Below are 15,378 nucleotides of genomic sequence, written 5' to 3'. Positions count from 1 at the left end.
CCCGCTCCTTCGCACGGGCCCGGCGTACACCGGCCGGCGCGCACCCGCGTAGGGCCCCGATCGCGGTCGACCCCTCCCCGGGCGCCGCCGCTATCCCGCGGTGAACAGCAAGAGCGTCGTGCAGCCTCCGACGAGGAACAGCAGGAGCAGGAGCACTCCGCAGCCGATGCCCAGGATCTTGGCCCAGGGGGTGGGCCGGGTCGGCGGAGGGCCGTAGCCGCCCTGGGGCGGGTAGAACTGCCCGCCGCCGGGCCCCTGCCCGTATCCCTGTCCGTGACCTCCGGCCGCTCCAGACCCCGGGGCGTATCCCGGGCCCTGGCCGGAGGGGTAGCCACCGGCCTCGGAGTAGCCGGGCGCCTGGCCGGAACTGTAGTTCTCCGGCTCTCCGCCGGGCGGGGAGGCGCCCGGGCCCGCAGCGGAGAAGTCCGCCTCCCCGTATCCGGGTGCGTATCCGGCGTGCTCGTACCCGGCCTGGGCGGGTCCGCTGGGCCCCTCGGAGAGTTCACCGCCCACCGGTTCGGGAGGTGCGCCCGTCGGGTGCCGGTCCCCGTAGGCGTGCGCCCCCGAGAACCGCGGCCCCGTCCCGGGCTGGTCCCCCAAGCCCCCGGGAGCCTCCTGTTCCGGGCGCCCACCCGTCGGGGGCTCGTGGTGGGGATACCGGTGCGGCGGCTCCCCGGGGGGCTGGGAGCCGCTTTCCATCGGGTCGCCGGGATCACCGGGACGCCACTCCTCCGGAGGACGGTGGTTCACCGGGTCCTCGTGCCGCCCCGGCCTCTCCCCCGGTACGCCCTCATCGCGGTCGGACACTGGGAACACACCTCCGTCAGCGGAATCCGCCCACCGGGGTCGGTAGGCACATCACACCTGCACGGTAACCACGCGAACACGGATCTCCGTGGAGATCACGGGGCGTTTCCGGTAAAGACCCGCGCGTGTCGCACGGGCCCGGAGCCGGGGCCGCGCGCGTGCGCTCACCCGGCGTGCGGAGCCCGGTCCCGCCGGACCAGGAGCGCGCGCACGGCGAGCACGGACACCGGCACGGTGAACAGGGCCGCGAAAAGGTTCAGGCCGCCGAACCCCGACAGGGACATCACCACGCCCGACAGCGCCCCGGCCGCGGCACCGCCCAGGTTCATGACCAGGTCGCTGACCCCCTGTGCACGGGGACGCACCTCGGCCGACAGGGACTCGGCCAGCAGCGCCGTCCCGGACACCAGGCCGAACGACCACCCCAGGCCCAGCAGGACCAGCCCGACCGCCACCAGGGTCTCGTCGTGCCCGGCCGTACCCGACACCACCGCCGCGACCAGCAGGACCGCCTGCCCCGTCAGCAGCAGGGGGACGCGGCCGAGCCGGTCGGTGAGCCACCCCACCACCGGGGACAGCGCGTACATCCCGGCGATGTGCAGGGAGATGGTCAGACCGATCACGGTCAGCGCCGCGCCGTGGTGGGACATGTGCACGGGGGTCATGGTCATGACCGCGACCATCACCGTGTGGCTGGCCACGATGCCGACCACGGCGAGCAGGGCGCCGGGGCTGGCCGCGATCACCCGCAGTGTCCCGGCCACGGACAGCCGGACGCCGGAGGGAGCGCCTTCGCGCGCCTGGGCCGCGGTGGCCACGAGCAGCGGGTCGGGACGCAGCAGCGCGAACGTCAGCACCGCGCCCAGGGCGAACCCGGCCGTGGTGAACAGCACCGGGCCCAGGAGCGCGGGCAGGCCGAGGAGGACGGCCGCGCTTCCACTGGGGCCGATCAGGTTGGGGCCCGCCACCGAGCCGATCGTGGTCGCCCACACCACGATGGACAGGTCCCGGCCGCGGCTGCGCTCGGATGCCAGGTCGGCGGCGGCGTGGCGGGCCTGGAGGTTGGTGGCGGTACCGCCGCCGACCAGCACCATGCCCGCCAGGAACAGCGTGAACACGCCCAGCACCGTGGCGGCGATGACGACGGTGCCTCCGAGTGCGCCGAGCACCCAGCCCGTCGCGAGGCCGGGGCGGCGGCCGTGCCGGGCGGCCAGCGAGGACAGGGGGAGGGCGAACACCGCGGCGCCCAGGGTGATCATGGTGGTGGCCGCGCCGGACCACGCGTCGGATCCGGTGAGCTCCAGCGCGATGAGCGCGCCCACGGCGAGCATGGCGCCCATCCCGATGCCGCCGACCACCTGGGCGAGCATGAGGGCCAGGACGGTACGGCGCTGGAGCCGGGACCGCGTCTCCTCGGTGAGACGCCCTCCCGGCTGAGCGGTATGTGTCGACACGCGGCCTGCCTTCCGATTCGTCCCATGCAACGGAGGAAGCCTAGCCCCGGCCGCCGTGCGACGGCCATGTCGGTCTACCCACCATCACGGACACGCGGCGCCCGGCCCCGCCCGTAGCGCCACCGCAGGAAGCCGTGCTCGCGTTCGACGTAGCGCATCTCGGAGTAGAGGACGTGCGGGTCGTGCGCGCTGATGACGACCCCGCTCTCGGGAACCACCGGCCAGCACGCGAACGCCCAGAAGCAGCGGGTGTAGGGACCCCACAGGACGACCCAGGCGCCCTGCTTCTGCCACTCGACGTGTGCGGCGATCCTGCGCTGTTCCTCGTCTCCGGTCTCGTCCATGCCGATGTGGACATACCCGGCACCGGGGCGGCCCACCAGGCCGGAACCGGCCATGCCACCGGTGACGTACGGCCCTTGCACGGACCGCCGGGCGTGCTCCCGCTCCCGCACTCCGCCGGTCGGGGCGCCGGTCTCCGGCGCCCCGGGGAAGCACCCCGGAAGAAGGTGCCCGCGCCGACGCGCGCGGCGTCGGCACGGGCACCCACCCGCCGTGGCGGGGGCTCAGCGGCCGGAGACCAGCTCACTGTCCGGAACCGGCTCGGCCGGGTCGTTGCCCAGGGCGACGATCCTGTTGTCCCGGTCCACGTGCACGATGTGCTGGACGTGCTCGGCCCGCTCGGCCTCGGTCAACTGGGCGTAGGAGATGACGATGACCATGTCGCCGGGGCTGACCAGCCGTGCGGCGGCACCGTTGATGCCGATGACGCCCGTGCCGCGCTCTCCGGTGATCGCGTAGGTGACCAGCCGGGCGCCGTTGTCGATATCGACGATGTGGACCTGCTCGCCGTCGACGATGTCGGCGGCGTCCATCAGGTCGGCGTCGATCGTGACCGACCCCACGTAGTGCAGGTCGGCCTGCGTGACCGTGGCGCGGTGGATCTTTCCGTTGATGAGGGTGCGCAGCACTGCTCAAGCCTCTTTCAGGTGTCTGGCGAACTACAGGCCTCGGGGGTCCCGTGTTTGTCCATGATGGCCCCACACGTGTACCGCTTCGGCCACCGGGGTCCTTCATCGCACGCAACATCCCCGAGGACCCGGGTGTTCCTCACCGGGATCCGCCCGGCGGCCGGTTGCACCGCCCGTGAGGAGGAGCCGGGGCGGACGCCGGCCGGCCACGGGCACACCGGCCGCCTTCCCCGGCGACCGGCGCACCGCCCGCCTAGCTGAACGAGGAGTAGGCCACCACGCCCCGGCGCACCAGGTCACAGGCCTTGCGCGCCGTGGAGCGCACCTCGGCGTCGCCGCTGGCCCCCGCGATCTGGCTGAGCATGTCCACCAGCATCTTGGTGGTGCGCACGAAGTCCCCGGCGGTCATGTCGGCCTGGCGCAGGATGGCGTCCAGCCGGTCGCCGCTCGCCCAGCGGTGCGCCGTCCACACGAACCCCAGGTCGGGCTGGCGCAGGAACGACACCCGGTGCCGGGACTCGACCTCGTTGAGCTCGCCCCACAGCCGCACCATCTCCACGAGCGTCTCCTCGATCCGCCCGCCGGGCAGGCGCGGGTAGGCGTCGTCGCTGCGGCGCGCCTCGTAGACCAGCGAGGCCGCGCAGGCCGTCAGCTCCACGGGGGTCAGGTCCCTCCACAGTCCGCGGCGCAGGCACTCGGCCACGAGGAGGTCGAGGTCGGAGTAGATCTTGGCCAGCCGTGTCCCGTCGTCGGAGACGGCGTCCTTCGACAGGTAGTCCAGGTCCTCCAGGACCCCGCACACCCGGTCGAAGGTGCGGGAGATGACGTGCGAGCGCCCCTCCACCCGGCGGCGCAGCCCCTCGGTCTCCTTGCGCAGCCGGAAGTAGCGCTCGGCCCAGCGGGCGTGGTCCTCCCGGTCGGCGCACCCGTGGCAGGGGTGCTGACGCAGCTCCGAGCGCAGCCGCAGCACCTCGGAGTCCTCCCCCGCCTCACGCGAACCCCGCTCGTAGACGGGGTCGGCGCCCTGCTCCTTGAGCTTGTTGCGCAGCGTGGAGGCCAGGTCCTGGCGCGAGCGGGGCGACTTGGCCGAGAAGGACTTGGGCACGCGCATGCGCCCCGACGGCTGTACCGGCACGGTGAAGTCGCTGGCGTTGACCCGCTTGACCTGCTTGTCCACGGTGAGCACCAGCGGCGCGGGCAGGTTGTGGCGCAGCCCCGGGTCCAGCACGACCGCGTGTCCGGAGAAGCGGCCCGACGGGATGCGGATGATGTCGCCGGTGCGCAGCTTCTCCAGGCTCTCCAGCGCCTCGTCGTGGCGCCGGACGGAGCGGGTCTTGGCGAGCATGGACTCGCGGTCGCTCAGGGCACGGCGCAGCGAGGCGTACTCCATGAAGTCGCCCAGGTGGCACTCGGCGGCCTTGGCGTAGCCCTCCAGGGCCTCCTCGTGCTTGCGCAGCTGCTTGACCAGGCCGACCACGGCGCGGTCGGCCTGGAACTGGGCGAAGGAGGCCTCCAGCATGTTGCGGCTGCGCTGGCGGCCGACCTGGCCGACCAGGTTGACCGCCATGTTGTAGGACGGCTGGAAGCTGGAGTTGAGCGGGTAGGTGCGGGTGCCCGCGAGGCTGGCGACCGCCTCGGGATCGGTCCCGGCCTGCCACACGACCACCGCGTGGCCCTCCACGTCGATACCGCGCCGCCCGGCGCGCCCGGTGAGCTGCGTGTACTCGCCGGGGGTGAGCTGGGCGTGGGTCTCGCCGTTCCACTTGTCGAGCTTTTCGATGACCACCGTGCGCGCGGGCATGTTGATGCCCAGCGCCAGGGTCTCGGTGGCGAACACCGCGCGGATGAACCCGCGCGAGAACAGGTGCTCGACGATCTCCTTGAACTTGGGGAGCATCCCGGCGTGGTGGGCGGAGACACCCGCCTCCAGGGCGCGCAGCCACGGCTCGAACCCGAGCACGGCCAGGTCCGCGGGAGGGATGTCGGCGCACTGGGACTCGGCGTACTCGCGGATCTGGCCGGCCTCCTCCGGGGAGGTGAGCACCAGCCCGGAGGACACGCACTGGCGGACGGCCTCGTCGCAGCCCGCCCGGCTGAAGATGAAGGTGATCGCGGGCAGCAGGCCGCCGTCGTCGAGCTCCTCGATGATGGTGGGCCTGGAGGGCGGCGCGAACCGTGAGCGGGGCCGTACGCTGCCGCGGGCCCGCGACTGCGGGTGGCGGCGCCGGTCGGCCATCTGGGTGAGGCGGGAGTCCTCCTCGGCGAAGCGGGTCAGCCGCGGGTTGATCCGCAGCTTCTGGCCGCCCACCTCGATCTCGCGGGGCTGCCAGCCCTGGCGTCGGCGCTCGCGTTTGCGCTTGCCCTTGCGGCCCCGGGCCCCCTCCTGCTCCTCCTGGCCGTTGGAGGGCTCCTCGATGTCCACGAACAGGTCGTGGATGCGGTCACCGACCATGACGTGCTGCCACAGCGGCACGGGCCGCTTCTCGTCGACGATGACGGTGGTGTCACCGCGCACCTGCTGCAACCACTCGCCGAACTCCTCGGCGTTGCTGACGGTGGCCGACAGGGCGACCATGCTCACCGACTCCGGCAGGTGGATGATCACCTCCTCCCAGACCGCGCCGCGGAACCGGTCGGCGAGGTAGTGCACCTCGTCCATCACCACGTAGGCCAGTCCGCCCAGGGTCGCCGAGCCCTCGTAGAGCATGTTGCGCAGCACCTCGGTGGTCATGACGACCACGGGCGCCTCGCCGTTGACGCTGTTGTCCCCGGTCAGCAGCCCGACCTGGTCGGCGCCGTAGCGCCTGACCAGGTCGTTGTACTTCTGGTTGGACAGCGCCTTGATGGGCGTGGTGTAGAAGCACTTGGTGCCCTCGTTCAGGGCCCGGTGCACGGCGAACTCCCCGACCACGGTCTTGCCGGAGCCGGTCGGCGCGGCCACCAGCACCCCGTGGCCGCTCTCCAGGGCCTTGCACGCCCTGATCTGGAACGGGTCGAACTCGAACCCGTAGAGGCCCTGGAAGGCCTCGATGGCGGCGCTGGAGGCCTCCTGGCGCCGACGGAAGGCGGCGTACCGCTCAGCATGACTACTCATATGGCTTCCAGCCTATGAGGTCGGCTCCAACATCTCGACCGCTTTGGGCACGACCTCACAGACCAGCGGCGGATCGCCCATGCGTTCTCCGTCGGCGTAGGCCGCGCCCGCATCGGCGCGGATGGTGACGGTGCGTCCGCGTTCGACCACCACCTCGTCGAGACCGGTGTGGCTGCCGTTGAACACGCGCGGGAACAGGCGCAGGAAGCGGCCGAGCCGGGCCTGGCGGACGAAGACCACGTCGAGGAGGCCGTCGTCGGGCTCGGCGTCGGGGCACACGCGCATGCCACCGCCGTAGGCACAGGTGTTGCCGACCGCGACGAGCATGCCGGGTTCGGCGATGCGGCGGCCGTCCACGTCGATCTCGTAGTCGATGGGACGGAAGGAGCGCAGTTCGGCCATGAGCCCGACCACGTACCCGGCCCGGCCGACCCGGACCCGCTGGGCGTTCACCCGCTCGTTGACCCGGGCGTCGAAGCCGCAGGCCAAAACGCTGAGGAAGTAGCGCCGGGTGCCGTCGGCCAGGCTCAGGCGCACGGCGTCGGTCGGACGGGTGCGGCCCCGCAGGATCGCGGCGGCCGTGTCGTGGACCGACCCGCGCGGGCGGCCGAAGGCGCGGACGATGTCGTTGCCGGTTCCGGCGGGAACGGCGGCCAGGGGGACACCGGTGCCCACCACCCCCTGCAGCGCCTGGTGGACCAGCCCGTCCCCGCCCACGGCCACGAGGGCGTCGGGCCGGTCGGCGGCGGCCAGGCGGGCCATGCGACGGCTGTCGGCCGCCGAGCGGCCGGTGTAGACGTGTACGCGGGCTCCGGCGTCGCGCAGCGCCTCCTTCAGCCGCACCGCGAGGACGGCCGCGCGGCGCCGACCGGAGTGCGGGTTGACCAGGAGGGCGATGTGAGGGGGCATGCGAGTCCTTAGCTACCCGGGGGACCAGGGGGACGAAGGGTGTACGGGGCGGCGGAGGTCGCCCGCACACCCTCGCGCCCGGGTGCGCGCGCGGGGCTGCTAGGAACCCTCGGACTGCTTCTGCTCGGCTTCCTCGCGCTGGCGGCGATGGTACTCCTCCATAGCCTTGGGCGTGTTCAGCGGAGAGGGCACCCAGGCGGCCTCCGTGTCGGCCTCGCCGCGCTGGATGCGGCGCTCCTCCTCGGTGAGGTACTCCTCGGGGATGTCGAACTCGCCGTCACGGGCGCCCAGGACGAAGGCCTCCCACTCGGCGGGGGTGAAGAACAGGGTGCCCTTCTCGGGGGACTTGCCGTCACGCACGGCGCGGAAGCCGTCGTCGAAGGTGGCGACCTCGACCACGGCCTCGGACTCCTCCTTGGACAGGGAGGACCGCATCCAGACCGCGTCGGTGGTGTCGTGCCACTTCTCGTTGCCCATGGCCTCGGGCGGGAGCTCCCGCCCGGCCTCGGTCTGCTCGCTCATCGAACTTCCTCTTCCCAACGACCGTCCTCGGCCGGGAACCCCCGGACCGGCGGGGCGGCGCCACCGGCCACCGCCCAACGCACGACCCTAGGGCATGGCCGGGACGGCTCAGGAGCGTTTCCCGGACTGCTCGCCGACATCGGGATCCTCCAGGGGCGAGGGGGTCTCGTCCATCTCCGAGATCTGGTCGTCGTCCAGGTCGGCGTAGGGGTCGTCGCGCCGCTTGCGCCGGTCGTTGAGGAAGGCGAACAGCTCGGCCAGCTCGAAGAGGACCACGAGCGGCACGGCAAGGGCGAGCATGGAGATCGGTTCGGCCGGGGTGATGACGGCCGCGATCACGAACGCGCCGAAGACGATGACGCGGCGCCACTTGGCGAGGGCCTCGTGCGGCAGGATCCCGGCGATGTTGAGCAGGGCCACCAGCAGCGGCAGCACGAAGCCCACACCGAACATGCCCATCATGATGAGCATGTAGTCCAGGTACTCGCCGATGGTGAGGAAGGGGTCCGCGTCCTCGGGCAGGAACCCGAAGAGCATGGTCAGCGCGTAGGAGGTGATGTAGTAGGCCAGGCCCGCGCCGACGGCGAACAGCACCGCGGCGAACGGCGCGAAGATGTAGGCGTAGCGCTTCTCGCGGCCGTGCAGGGCCGGGGCGACGAAGGCCCAGAGCTGGTACATCCAGAACGGCGCGGAGACGAGGGCTCCGACGAACAGCCAGACCTTGAAGGCGACGAAGAAGGCGTCGAAGGGGCCGGTGACGATGAGGGAGCAGTCGTCGGGACCGCTCACCTGGGACTCGGGGAGGGAGCAGTAGGGCTCCACCAGGAAGTCCCACACCAGGTCGTGGACCAGGTAGCCGACCACGGCGCCCAGCACGAGAGCGATCGCCGCCTTCGTCAGGCGGCTGCGCAGCTCGCGCAGGTGCTCCATGAGCGGCATCCGGGCCTCGGGGTTGCCAGCCCGGCTTCGTGCCCTCATCGTGCGGTCACTCTCTATCTCCTTCGGCCCGCGCCGGTGGGGGGTGGTGCCTGCGGCCGGGGCGCGGCGTCACGCCGCGCGGTACACCGCGAGGCCCCGGTCCGCGCTTCGACCGGTTCCCGTGCTAGTTGCCGTAGGTGCGGTGCGTGGCCTCACCGGACTCGCTGACGATGCGCTGGCCCGCGGGCAGCTGCGGGTAGCCCTGCGGCTGCTGCTGGGGCTGCTGCGGCTCCGCGGACGCGTTCTGCTGCGGGGAGGAGGCCTGCTGGTGCTGGGCGTCCTTGGCCTCCTCGGTGTCGTTCTCCTCGTCGATCAGGCCCTTGCTCTCGGCCTTGAGGATGCGCGCGCTGCGCCCCAGGGAACGGGCCAGGTCCGGAAGCTTCTTGGCTCCGAACAGCAGGATGGCCAGGATCACCAGGATGGCGATGGTAGGTCCGTTGAACGGTCCCATGGTTCTACCTCTCTGTGGGGCGCGACCAAGCGCCTTCGATGGTACGCGCATTCGGACACGGGGTCATCATGGCCCCGTACCGTTTCGGCCGACGCGCTCACGCAGGTCAGCGCTGCTCGTCCGGTACCCGTCCGAGGCCCGGGCCACCGCCACCGACAACACGTCCGCCGCACGGCGCACACGTAGTGCGAGGACACCGATGACGACGAGTCCGGCCGCGACAGCACCGAACAGGACAGCGAGGACGATCACGCTTTTACCCTATCCCTTCAGACATGGACCGCACCTCGCCCCCGGGTGAACGTCTGGGCCTCACTCGGGCGACGAAGTGGTCTCGACCAATTTCGGAGAGGTTTGAGGTGCGCGGTAGTGCTCCAGGGCCCGCCGCGCCTCGGCACGCGTCTCCTCGGCGAGCGCCTCGGGAGACACCACGCGCCCCTGCGGCCCCAGATGCAGCGCCAGCCTCACCACCCAGGCGGGAGCGGGGGTGCGCAGGGTCGCGCGGATCCCTCCCCCCGGCAGTTCGGCCACCGACTCGCACACGTAGTCCTCGGTCACCCAGCGGGCGGTGGGCTCCAGGTCGAGGACGACCTCGGCGTCGCGGTCCGAGCGCTGGAGCACGCCGCCGGACAGGTCGCGGCGGCCCACGCCCTCGGGCACCTCGGCCGCGTAGGGCAGGACGGTCAGCTCCAGGACCCGGTCCAGACGGAACAGGCGCACGTCGCGGCGCAGGTGGCAGTAGCCCTCCAGGAAGGGGTAGCCGTCCTGCACCACCAGGCCCATGGGATCCACGTCGCGCTCGGTGACCTGGTCCAGGTAGCCCGACAGGTAGCGCAGGTGCAGGCGCTGGCCCGTCTCCAGCGCGTCGGCGCAGCGGCGCTGGGTCCGGGCGACCTGCTCGTCGCCCTCCAGCCGCACCTGGACCGAGTCGGCCAGGGAGCCCAGGGCGGCCCCGGCGGCGGCGCGCAGCTTCTCACCGACCCTCTTGAGCGCTCCGACCTCCAGGCCCTCCGCCTCGGGCAGGGCTTCGAGCAGCGACAGGCCCACGACCAGGCTGGCCGCCTCGTCGGCGGTCAGGCGCAGCGGCTGGGCGAGGGTGTCTGCGTTGCCGATGATGATCTCGCCGGTCTCCTTGGCGGCGTCGAGGTCGACGTCGATGAGGTCACCGGGGGTGTAGCCGGGCAGGCCGCACATCCACAGCAGGCTGAGGTCGGCGACCACCTGCTTCTCACTGAGCCCGAAGTGCCGGGCCACCTCGGGCACGCGCACGTCCCGGCCCAGGGCGTAGGGGACGAGCATGAGGAGGCGGCGCAGCTGGTCGGCCGAGCGCGGGCCGCGCGCGGGGGCTCCGGATTCCTCGGCCGCGCCGAGGCCGTCGGGGGCCGCGGTGGCGGCGGGCTCGGCCTCGGCGACGGCCGCCAGGTGGGCGGCCGAGGCCTCACGGGCCTCGGCGGGTTCGACGACGACGGCGCGCGAGCCGAAGGAGGCCACGCGCCGTACGAGGTCGGGAGTGTCGGCGTAGGGGTAGGTGAGGGTGTCCCAGCCGACGCCGGAGCTGTCGCGCTCGCCGGGGACCACGCGCAGGGCGCTGCGGCGCAGGGCGTGCGCGGAGTCGGTACGCACCCGCAGGACGGCGGTGCGCTCGGGCTCGGCCCTTTGCCCCGCGACCACCGAGCGCAGGTCGACGCCCTCGGGGATGACGACTTCGGGGCCGTCGCGCAGGACGGTCACCTCGCCGCGGACGCGGCCCAGGCGGAAGACCCGGCGGGCGCCGCGGACGCGGTCGTGGCCGACCACGTACCAGTGGCCGCGCAGGTTGACGATGCCCCAGGGTTCGATCTCGCGGTTCTCGGTCTCGGTCTGGCCGGGCTTGCGGTAGCCGAAGGAGATGGGGCGCCGGTCGCGGACGGCCTGCCAGACGGGGCCGAAGGAGGGCTCGTCGGTGCGCATGGCCGGCGTGAGGCCGGGCGCGGCCTCGCTGTCGACCGGAACCCCCGCGGAGCGGAGCTTGAACAGGGCGTTGGCGGCGGCCTCGCCCAGGGAGGCGTGCCGCCACGCGCGGGCGGCCAGGCCCAGGACGAGTGCCTCGTCGGGCAGGAGCTCGATCTCTGGCAGCTCGTAGTCGGAGCGGGAGATGCGGTAGCCCTCCTCGCCGCTGATGGCGTCGCCGGTGCCCACCTGGATGGGGATACCGCTGTCGCGCAGTTCGCGCTTGTCGCGCTCGAACATCCGCTTGAACGCCGACTCGGTCTCCGCCTCCGCGTAGCCGTGCACCGTCTGCCTGATCTCCTGCGCGGTCAGGTGACGGCGCGTGGACAACAGACAGATGACCAGGTTCAGCTGTCGTTCCGTCTTCCTGCGCGACATCGTCCGCACCCTTCTCGACCGTGGTGGATGTACCGGGCGGGGCACGCTGGCGCGTCGTCCCGCGGCCGGTTCAGCAACGACGGTACCGTGCCAGGCATGATCCGGTGGCGTCGCGGCGAAGTCCGTCAGATCCTTCCCTCCTGGCCCGGGGCCGTCCTGTGCGCGGTCGCGGTGGAGTCCGCCGGCGGCGGGACGGACGGGTCGGCGACGTGCCGCGCGCTGGCCTACACCGAACTGGTGGGCTCCCCCGAGGTGGGCGACACCGTGCTGCTCAACACCGGAGCCCTGGACCTGGGACTGGGCACGGGGGGATACGCGCTGGTCGTGGCCGTACCGGACCGGCTGCCCGCCGACCGGGAGGGGCCCGGACACCTGGTCAAGGCCCGGTACACGCCGCTGCAGGCGACCGTCCTGGGCGCCGACGAGCAGGGTTCCCCGTACCACGGGGTGATGCGCTCGGCCGAGGACGTGGACGGAATGCCGGTGGTGGTGGCCGACCTCCACTCGGCGCTGCCCGCCGTGGTGGCGGGGGTGCGCGCGCGGCGGCCCGGGGCGCGGATCGTCAACGTGATGCTGGACGGCGGCGCGCTGCCCGCGGCGTTCTCGCGACTGGTGGGCGCTCTGCGCGAGGAGGGGCTGCTGGCGGGGTGCGTGACCACGGGCCAGTCCTTCGGCGGTGACCTGGAGGCGGTGACCGTGCACTCGGGGCTGCTGGCGGCCCGGCACGTGATGGGCGCGGACGTGGCGGTGGTGTGCCAGGGGCCGGGGAACCTGGGCACCGGGACCCCGTGGGGGTTCTCCGGGGTCTCGTGCGGCGAGGCGGTGAACGCGGCGGCGGTGCTGGGCGGGCTCCCGGTGGCGTCGCTGCGTGTGAGCGAGGCCGACGCGCGCGAGCGGCACCGCGGGGTGTCGCACCACAGCCTGACGGCCTACGGGCGGGTGGCGCTGGCCCGGGCACAGGTGGTGGTACCGCTGCTGCCGGGGGTGTTCGGTGAGCGCGTGCGCGCCCAGGCCGGGGCGCTGGGCGACCGGCACGACCTGGTGGAGGTGGGCGTCGACGGCCTGGAGGAGGCGGTGCGGGCACTGCCGGTGAAGGTGTCGACGATGGGCCGGGGACTGGAGGAGGACCGCGCGGCCTTCCTGAGCGCCGCGGCGGCGGGCCGCCACGCGGCCGACCTGTCGTAGCCGTTCCCCGTCCCCTCCCGCGCGGGACGGGGGTGCCCTGGACCGGGGGTGCCCGGCAGGGCCGTGGGTCCTGTGTCAGCGCTGGTCCGCCGGGCTGGGGTCACCCGTCATGACACCGGAGCCGAGCCCCGGACCGGCCGCCTCCGTGGGATCCGCGGTGTTGTCCGAGGCGTCCTCCGCGGCGTTTCTGGCCGGGGGCACCGTCTGGCCCGCCGACTCCTGTGTCTGGCCGGGCACGGGCGACCGGCGGGTGGCCGCCAGCATGTGCGGTGAGGGCGCGTCGAAGAAGGTGCCCGGCCGGAACATGGCCAGCGACGTCGGCTCCGCCCGTACCCCCTCGTCCACCCGCAGCGCCTCGGGCACGAACACCGTGCCGTCCCCGCAGGTGATCCCCCACTGGCGTCCGTTCCCGGTCGCCACCACCTGGCCGGGCGCACCTTCGGAGAGCCGGCCGGCCAACCGTCCCGCGCACAGCGTGATCCGCGCGCCGCCGAACATCGCGAACGCCCCCGGATAGGGGTCGGCGAGCGCGCGCACCATCCTGTCCACGTCGCCTCCGGACGCGGTGAGGTCGATCTGGCCGTCGCTGGGGCGCCGCCGCGGCCACACCGACGTGTGGCCGGTCTGCGGGCGCCGGGGCGCGCTGCCCTCCAGGAGGCCGTCCAGGTGCCGCACGAGCAGTTCCGACTTCAGCCGGCCGACGCGCTCGTACAGGCCGGTGGCGGTGGCGTCGGGCTCGACGTCGAACCAGGCCTGGTCGACGATGTCGCCGCTGCCCGTCTCGCCCCCCAGGTGGAAGAGGGTGACGGCGCTGGAGCGCATGCCCCGCAGGATGGTCCACGGGATGGGTGCCCCGCCGCGCCCGACGGGCAGCGGGGCGGGGTGCAGGCCGACCCCGCCCAGCGGCAGGGAGGACAGGACGTGGTCGTGGACCGGCTGGGACCAGCCCGCGACGACCATCAGGTCGACGCCGTGCTCCGCCAGGGCCTCGCCCACCTCGTCGGAGTCGAGGTCGGCCGCGCGCAGGTGCGGCAGTTCGTGCCGGCGGGTGACGGCCTCGTAGTCGAGGTAGCCGGAGCGGTGCGCGAGTTCGGCCGGGTAGGACACCACCAGACTCGGTGGACGGCCCTGTGCGCAGAGCTCCTCCAGCGCCGGAGCGCCGAGGCCCAGTCCGGACACGTAGCAGTAGCGTCGCCGGTCCGACATCAGCTTCCCCTCCCCTGTCCGCCGATGTTTCGACTCTACGCACCGCCCGGATACGGGCCAGGGAGGGCACAAAGGTGTGTCTGCACGCGAAGCGTGACGGTCGAGGGTGGCGGAGGGTGACGAAGAGGGAGGGACCGCGGTCGAAGGCCGACCGTTGAGGGTGGTGGAGGGCGACGGGCGGGAGTGTCCGCGGCCGAGGGCGGGCCTCTGGAGGTGCCGTGGGAGCGCACGCGGGCCCCCGCGGGTTCGTTGCCCGCGGGGGCCCGTGTGCGTTCAGGGGTGTGGGAGCGGGCTACTCCTCGTTGCCGCCACCCTCCTCGGGTGCGTCGGCCTGCTCCTCGGCGGAGCCTCCGCCTTCCGCGCCCTCGCCCTCGGCACCCTCAGCGCCCTCCTCGGGCTCGGCGGGCGGCGGGTTGTCGTAGGCGCCCAGGACGTCGATGACGAAGACCAGCGTCCCGGCGGGGGCGCCCATGGCCTCCTCCTCGTTCTCGCCGTAGGCCATGGAGCCGGGCACGACCAGCAGCAGGCGGCTGCCGACCGGCTGTCCGACGATGCCCTTGTCCCAGCCCTCGATGACCGCGCCCGCACCGATCGTGGTGTCGAACGGTTCACCGCCCCGGCTCCACGTGGAGTCGAACGCCTTGTGGTCGCCGTTCTCGTCGGCCTCCCAGCGCACACCGGTGTACTGGACGATGACCTGCTGGCCCTTCTCCACCTTGTCGCCGCTGCCCTCGATGAGCGGGACGACCTCCAGCTCCTCGGGCGGGTCGGTGTCGGGGACCTCGATGTTGGGCGCGCTGTGGCCCTCCTGGGTCACCGTGGGCAGACCGTCACCGCCGTCGGTGGTCTGCTCCCCGGGCACGACCGAACCCTTGTTGTAGCGGTTCATCAGGTCGATGACCAGGACGCTGGCGCCCTCGGGAGCGGGCTGGCCGGACTGCTCGGCCTGGTTCCTCTCCTCCTCGGTCAGCGGCGGGAAGACGTACACCGCCCGGCTGCCGACGGGCTGGTTGACCAGCACGTCGCTGATCTGCTCGGGCATCTGCTCCATACGGATCAGGTCGGGAGCGCCGGTCTCGTAGCTGGACTGCCCCTCGACGGGCTCGCCCTCGCCGGGACCGGTCCACTGGTACTGGACGACGTTGGCGATCAGAAGGTCGTCGGCGCGCACCAGTTCGTCCTCGCCCGAGCCCTCGCTGACGATGCCCGAGAGCTCCTCGTCCGGGGGCTTCACATCGGGGAAGGTGATCTCCGGCTCCTCACCGACCGGACCGGTGACGGTGGGGATCCGCGAGTCGAGCTGTTCCTCTCCCATACGCAGGAAAGCGGGAGTACGCCACTCCTCGGGGATGTTTCCGCAGCTTGAGACCGCCAGGGTGATGGCGGTCAGCGGCACCGCGAGGGCGGCAGCACGTCGGTGCATGAGTCACAACC

At 72.7% G+C, this 15,378-nt stretch carries 14 protein-coding genes; 1 reads left to right on the top strand and 13 read right to left on the bottom strand.

Translation table 11 applies throughout. From position 1 onward, the window contains the following. Positions 1–90: 90 nt before the first annotated feature. The 11 genes from NOSIN_RS06515 to NOSIN_RS06460 all read right to left on the bottom strand — a co-directional run bounded on the left by NOSIN_RS06515 (position 91) and on the right by NOSIN_RS06460 (position 11,553). A complete protein-coding gene (locus tag NOSIN_RS06515) occupies positions 91–600 on the bottom strand; it encodes a hypothetical protein (protein ID WP_227015389.1) in 510 nt (169 codons plus the stop codon). A 371-nt stretch (positions 601–971) separates the two neighbouring features. Next, entirely contained in the window at positions 972–2,261 is a 1,290-nt protein-coding gene (locus NOSIN_RS06505; RefSeq protein WP_077689868.1) for an MFS transporter, read from the bottom strand. Between the two features lie 74 nt (positions 2,262–2,335). After that, positions 2,336–2,605 (bottom strand): hypothetical protein, encoded by a 270-nt coding sequence (locus NOSIN_RS06500; RefSeq protein WP_077693448.1) that lies wholly within the window; start codon positions 2,603–2,605, stop codon positions 2,336–2,338. Between the two features lie 222 nt (positions 2,606–2,827). Further along, on the bottom strand, positions 2,828–3,232 hold the full coding sequence (gene panD / locus NOSIN_RS06495; protein WP_077689867.1) for an aspartate 1-decarboxylase: 405 nt from the start codon (positions 3,230–3,232) through the stop codon (positions 2,828–2,830). A 253-nt stretch (positions 3,233–3,485) separates the two neighbouring features. Continuing rightward, the gene (locus NOSIN_RS06490) at positions 3,486–6,326 is read right to left on the bottom strand and encodes a DEAD/DEAH box helicase (RefSeq protein ID WP_077689866.1); all 2,841 of its coding nucleotides are present in this window, start codon (positions 6,324–6,326) and stop codon (positions 3,486–3,488) included. A gap of 12 nt (positions 6,327–6,338) precedes the next feature. After that, entirely contained in the window at positions 6,339–7,235 is an 897-nt protein-coding gene (locus NOSIN_RS06485) for a diacylglycerol/lipid kinase family protein (RefSeq protein WP_077689865.1), read from the bottom strand. Positions 7,236–7,334: 99 nt separating this feature from the next. Then, positions 7,335–7,757, bottom strand: coding sequence for a DUF397 domain-containing protein (locus NOSIN_RS06480; protein ID WP_077689864.1), 423 nt, complete (start codon positions 7,755–7,757; stop codon positions 7,335–7,337). 108 nt (positions 7,758–7,865) lie between these two features. After that, positions 7,866–8,696: a twin-arginine translocase subunit TatC gene (tatC, locus tag NOSIN_RS06475; RefSeq protein ID WP_077689863.1), complete on the bottom strand. Its 831-nt coding sequence runs from the start codon at positions 8,694–8,696 to the stop codon at positions 7,866–7,868. Between the two features lie 163 nt (positions 8,697–8,859). Further along, on the bottom strand, positions 8,860–9,186 hold the full coding sequence (tatA, locus tag NOSIN_RS06470; protein WP_077689862.1) for a Sec-independent protein translocase subunit TatA: 327 nt from the start codon (positions 9,184–9,186) through the stop codon (positions 8,860–8,862). A gap of 66 nt (positions 9,187–9,252) precedes the next feature. Then, complete coding sequence (locus tag NOSIN_RS06465; RefSeq protein WP_077689861.1) at positions 9,253–9,438, bottom strand: hypothetical protein; 186 nt, start codon at positions 9,436–9,438, stop codon at positions 9,253–9,255. A 60-nt stretch (positions 9,439–9,498) separates the two neighbouring features. Further along, positions 9,499–11,553, bottom strand: coding sequence for a helix-turn-helix transcriptional regulator (locus NOSIN_RS06460; RefSeq protein ID WP_077689860.1), 2,055 nt, complete (start codon positions 11,551–11,553; stop codon positions 9,499–9,501). A 96-nt stretch (positions 11,554–11,649) separates the two neighbouring features. Between NOSIN_RS06460 and NOSIN_RS06455 the strand changes: the two genes are divergently transcribed. Next, positions 11,650–12,738: a DUF3866 family protein gene (locus tag NOSIN_RS06455; protein ID WP_077689859.1), complete on the top strand. Its 1,089-nt coding sequence runs from the start codon at positions 11,650–11,652 to the stop codon at positions 12,736–12,738. A 75-nt stretch (positions 12,739–12,813) separates the two neighbouring features. Here the strand turns inward: NOSIN_RS06455 and NOSIN_RS06450 are convergent, their stop codons facing one another. Together NOSIN_RS06450 and NOSIN_RS06445 are read right to left on the bottom strand one after the other, a co-directional pair. Then, the gene (locus tag NOSIN_RS06450) at positions 12,814–13,944 is read right to left on the bottom strand and encodes a methionyl-tRNA formyltransferase (RefSeq protein WP_077689858.1); all 1,131 of its coding nucleotides are present in this window, start codon (positions 13,942–13,944) and stop codon (positions 12,814–12,816) included. 292 nt (positions 13,945–14,236) lie between these two features. Beyond that, a complete protein-coding gene (locus NOSIN_RS06445; protein ID WP_077689857.1) occupies positions 14,237–15,367 on the bottom strand; it encodes an FKBP-type peptidyl-prolyl cis-trans isomerase in 1,131 nt (376 codons plus the stop codon). Between the last annotated feature and the right edge of the window lie 11 nt (positions 15,368–15,378).

The organism is Nocardiopsis sinuspersici (assembly GCF_001998325.1).
In the GTDB taxonomy this organism is placed as follows: Bacteria; Actinomycetota; Actinomycetes; order Streptosporangiales; family Streptosporangiaceae; genus Nocardiopsis; species Nocardiopsis sinuspersici.
The sequence above is the reverse complement of the archived record's forward strand: the minus strand, read 5'-3'. Positions and strand labels throughout refer to the sequence as shown.